At 48.0% G+C, this 3,799-nt stretch carries 5 protein-coding genes; 1 reads left to right on the top strand and 4 read right to left on the bottom strand.

The window, feature by feature from the left end; all coding sequences use genetic code 11:
• Both ACJROR_RS11390 and ACJROR_RS11395 read right to left on the bottom strand, forming a co-directional pair.
• The coding region (locus ACJROR_RS11390) for a hypothetical protein (protein WP_406547146.1) at positions 1–182 on the bottom strand (182 nt) is incomplete at its 3' end.
• Between the two features lie 864 nt (positions 183–1,046).
• Entirely contained in the window at positions 1,047–1,430 is a 384-nt protein-coding gene (locus ACJROR_RS11395; protein WP_406547147.1) for a VOC family protein, read from the bottom strand.
• A gap of 548 nt (positions 1,431–1,978) precedes the next feature.
• On the opposite strand from ACJROR_RS11395, the gene ACJROR_RS11400 reads away from it, so the two are divergent.
• Positions 1,979–2,122: a hypothetical protein gene (locus ACJROR_RS11400; protein ID WP_406547148.1), complete on the top strand. Its 144-nt coding sequence runs from the start codon at positions 1,979–1,981 to the stop codon at positions 2,120–2,122.
• A 7-nt stretch (positions 2,123–2,129) separates the two neighbouring features.
• Here the strand turns inward: ACJROR_RS11400 and ACJROR_RS11405 are convergent, their stop codons facing one another.
• Together ACJROR_RS11405 and ACJROR_RS11410 are read right to left on the bottom strand one after the other, a co-directional pair.
• Positions 2,130–2,285 carry a hypothetical protein gene (locus ACJROR_RS11405; protein ID WP_406547149.1) on the bottom strand — a complete coding sequence of 52 codons (156 nt, stop codon included), beginning with the start codon at positions 2,283–2,285 and terminating at the stop codon, positions 2,130–2,132.
• Positions 2,286–2,324: 39 nt separating this feature from the next.
• Positions 2,325–3,799: AAA family ATPase (locus tag ACJROR_RS11410; RefSeq protein ID WP_406547150.1), on the bottom strand; the 1,475-nt coding region annotated here is incomplete at its 5' end.

Genomic DNA, 3,799 nt, shown 5'->3' on the forward strand with positions numbered 1-3,799 from the left:
AAAGCCCCGATCCAAAAAATCACGGAACGGCATAAACAGGATACAGGCCAAAATTCGGGAGCGGATTTAAGCTCATATTTGACCTTCGCCGCAGAAAAAAACGCCCTTCTCATTTTCATCATCTGTCCATCCCTTTTATTCATCCTTTTTTGTTCATCTCCTCCTATCATTCCTCTTGTCATCCCTTCTCAGTTCATCCCCTCTTAATCGTGATGCGCCGCCTTCTTAACCTGGTTCTTGCCATGTAATTAAATTTCTCACAATTTCAGGAGAACTGTCACCGTTTTAAGAGCTGACAAATGCTCAAAAAAGCAGCAAATGGCTAAAAATTAACCAATTACGGCTTTATACGCCGTTGTCATGCAGTATTCTCTGAAATTGTTTTCGTAGTTTTGAAAACTGTTTCATGGCAAAAAGCTGTAAAAATCCTTCATTTTGCTATTGAATTATGTGAGGTGCATCACTATCATTAGCCCTATATCAAATGTGACGCAGTTAACACTTTTAAGAAGGAACGCCAATGAGAAGACTCTTCAGCAAGCATGTGCTGGCCAGACAGGAAATCGCTCCTGTAACCCGCCGTTACTTTTTCAGCTACGTAAAGTAAGAGCGCATTACCCGGGGAGGAATCCGGAAGAGGATCCCGGAAGCTCCCGGAATAATAACAAATGATGATGAAATGCAGACTCGGAAAGAGGATGCTCAGGGATTAACCAGAATTACAACAACGAGGCTACCATGAAAAGATTATTTGAAAGACCCGCTGCTCTCGGAAACCGCTTTGCTCCCGTAACCCGGAAGTATTTTTTCAGCTACGTTAAGTAGGAATAAGAAGCAAGGCAGGCAGAAAATAAGCATTGAGAAATAAGACAACAACAGCGAGAGCGTGAGAGAAAGGAAAAAGAAATAACAGCGCCGGAAGGAATCGCTTCCGGCAGTAAACAGACACCCGGGGTTACCTGGGATTTCCGGAAAGGCCGGCAGCTTGCCGGCCTTTCCGTTTCTGTTCCGTCCGGGATCTGCGGCCGCCCGCCGGTCTCCCGCGGTCAGACCGTAAGCTCTATCTGATTCCCCTCCACCGCCAGAACCGCGCTTTCATAATAGCCGTCCCCGGTGATCCTGGGGCCGCTCAAAACCTCATACCCCGCCAGACGGAGCTTCTCGGTAAGAGAGTCCACCGCCTCCCGGCTCCCCAGGGAAAAAGCCACATGACTGTAGCCGGTACGGTAAGGCGCCTTTTCGGAATCGATCATGTCCGGACGCTGCATAAGCTCCAGCCGGGCTCCGTCCTCAAAGCTCACAAAATAAGAGCGGAAGCCGGTGGTTTGGTTGTGGTAACAAGGGCCGGACACCCCGCCGAGCCAGGTCGCAAAAAACTCCCGGGCGTTTTCCAGATCATTGACATAAAGGGCTATATGTTCGATTTTCATGATGTTCTCCGGATGATTTTTGCCAAACTCCCAAATACCTGACCTTCCCCTGACTTTAAGCCTTGGATCAGATCCCCAAAACTATACCTGTTTTTGCGGTTCCGGACTCCGTTTTTTGTCAAATTTTAGTTTTTCAGGGGGATGCGGCGCATAAGATCGTAAGCAGCGGTAACAATGACAGAAAGGAGCTCCGCCCCGAAAACCTGCGGAGGAAGTGCTGGAAGTGTCTCTGCCATAAGATGGGAAACAGCACTGCGAACGCTTACCGCAGAACAGAGTATCAGGAAGAAAGAAAGGCTGTAATGCAGAGACAGAGCGACTTCATAACGGAAAGCTCTCAGGGGTTGCGTTTGGCGTAACTCGTAAGAACCTGTCGGGAATTCCTGACAGTTTGCTTCCATTTACGCAGCATGTTGCTTGTAACCATTTCAGACTTTTCTTTATCTTCAAAAAAAGCTGTTAAGCACCTTGAAAAAAATAAATTTTTCATGCGGTTGTAATCACAAAAAAGTGCAGAATGTTAACAATTTCTTAAATAGGGAGGGGCCATGGCCAACGTTTTTGATACTGCAAAATACATTTTGGAACGATATGGCTCCATGTCAGCGATGAAGCTCCTTCCCTGCATTTCCGGCCACAATCTGAACAAATTCATCAGACAGCACATTCTGGACAATGAGACCGCTCCCTGATGATCACTCAGCTTATTTCCCTGTCCCCGATCCTGAAAATATCCTCCATGGCCTCGTACATGGCGGCGGCATTTTCCGGATCTCCGGCATCCCTGCTGAGCTCCTGATTGTCCATTCTTACAAGGCCGGAAGGCCGGGACTGCGGTCTCTTTTTACTGCTCATGCACAAGCTTAACAGTCTTTTGCTGCCGGGGCTCGCAGGTTAGGCTTTGATTACCCGGCAGCCTTTTTTAACGAAGGCTATGCCATACTTGAACACTTCCGGATATTCCTTCTTTAATTCCTGATCATAATGGTTGATTTCAATTTGCTTCAGAGCTTCCCGGCATATCTTCTCAGTCTCCAAAGGGGTATCCCTTTCGCATTTCCTGAACTCCAGAATCACCGCTTTCCCGGTTTTGCTGTTTTTAATCACAATGTCAGAAAAGCCGTTGCCGCTTTCCCGGTTGGATTCCATGGACATACGGTTTGTTATTGTCATGGACAGAATTCCCAGCATAAAGCCGTGGTAAAAGTACTCATACCCGGTGTTTCTGATACTGATAAAGCTCACCAGCATGTCCTCAATGATATCAGAGGCTTTATCCGCTTCCCCGGCAAAAAAAGCCGCTGTGATTTTTAAGGCCTTGTCCAGCCATTCCGGATTTCTTTCGCTGAACAGCGTTTTCGCCTTTTCTGAAAAGCGCTCCAGAACCTCTTTATTCGGAATTCTGACCACGGCTCTGTTTCTGGCGGAGGGAACGGCATCCCCGGCCACCGTAAGATATCCCGTATGCAGCATCAGAGTGGCGATGGTATCAAAATCGGTATCTGCGGTAATGACCGGATAGGAGGTGAATGTCCTGAGAGCAATTTCTTCTGTTTTGCCTTCCAGAAGATGCTGAAGACGCTCCAAACTGCGCCATCTGCGGTTTTTCATGCTGAGCTCGATGATATCATCGGAGCTGGAGTTTGTTCGAATGTTTTCCGGCTGGAAGGCGGCGGAATCGTGTTCCGCATTGAGCGCCCGGGAGAGGTATTCCATAACACTCCGGGGACAAACCATATCATTGCCGGCAATGATGTAGCCGCCGTACCAATCGATAACGTCAGGGAGCCGGCTTTCCATGCCGAGTGTTTTCAGGAGGGTTGCGGTTTCGTCTTTGGTGAATCCCATCAATTCGGCATGGCTCTCATTGGTGATGTTGCTTTCGACATAGTTGTTAAAGCCGGAATAGATGCTCTGATAAGAGATATGATGGACACCGGTGATAAAGCCCTTGAAGATATCACTGCTGTCCTTCAGAGCCGCGCTCAGGATGCCCTGGATAATATCGATCATGTCGGTGTAATAGCCGCGGGCTGTGGCTTTTTGCAGGGGATGATCCCAATCATCAATGATAATGACCGGAGGTTTATTGAAGGCCTGATGCAGACATTTAGCCAGATCCCCCAAAAAGCTGAGCAAAAGGCACCAGATGGAGCTCTCAAAGTTTCCGTCATTCCTGAAAACACGCGCTTTTCCGGTATTAAGATCTCGGATTCGCTGCAGGAATACGGTATCCAGATCATCCCGCCTGGCCAGAAAAGCAAACTTGTCAGAAAGGCCGGCAAAGCCCCGGATTATTGCCTTTACAGCATCATGAAATGTTTCCCCGTCCGCATTCTTAAAAGAAAGGCTGATAACGGGATAACGGC

This window comes from Succinimonas sp. (assembly GCF_045225735.1).
GTDB lineage: Bacteria > Pseudomonadota > Gammaproteobacteria > Enterobacterales > Succinivibrionaceae > Succinimonas.

Excerpts from the sequence above, each read along its gene's own strand:
- ACJROR_RS11400 (WP_406547148.1), top strand. The coding sequence starts at position 1,979 with ATGGCCAACGTTTTTGATACTGCAAAATACATTTTGGAACGATATGGC.
- ACJROR_RS11395 (WP_406547147.1), bottom strand. The coding sequence starts at position 1,430 with ATGAAAATCGAACATATAGCCCTTTATGTCAATGATCTGGAAAACGCC.
- ACJROR_RS11405 (WP_406547149.1), bottom strand. The coding sequence starts at position 2,285 with ATGAGCAGTAAAAAGAGACCGCAGTCCCGGCCTTCCGGCCTTGTAAGA.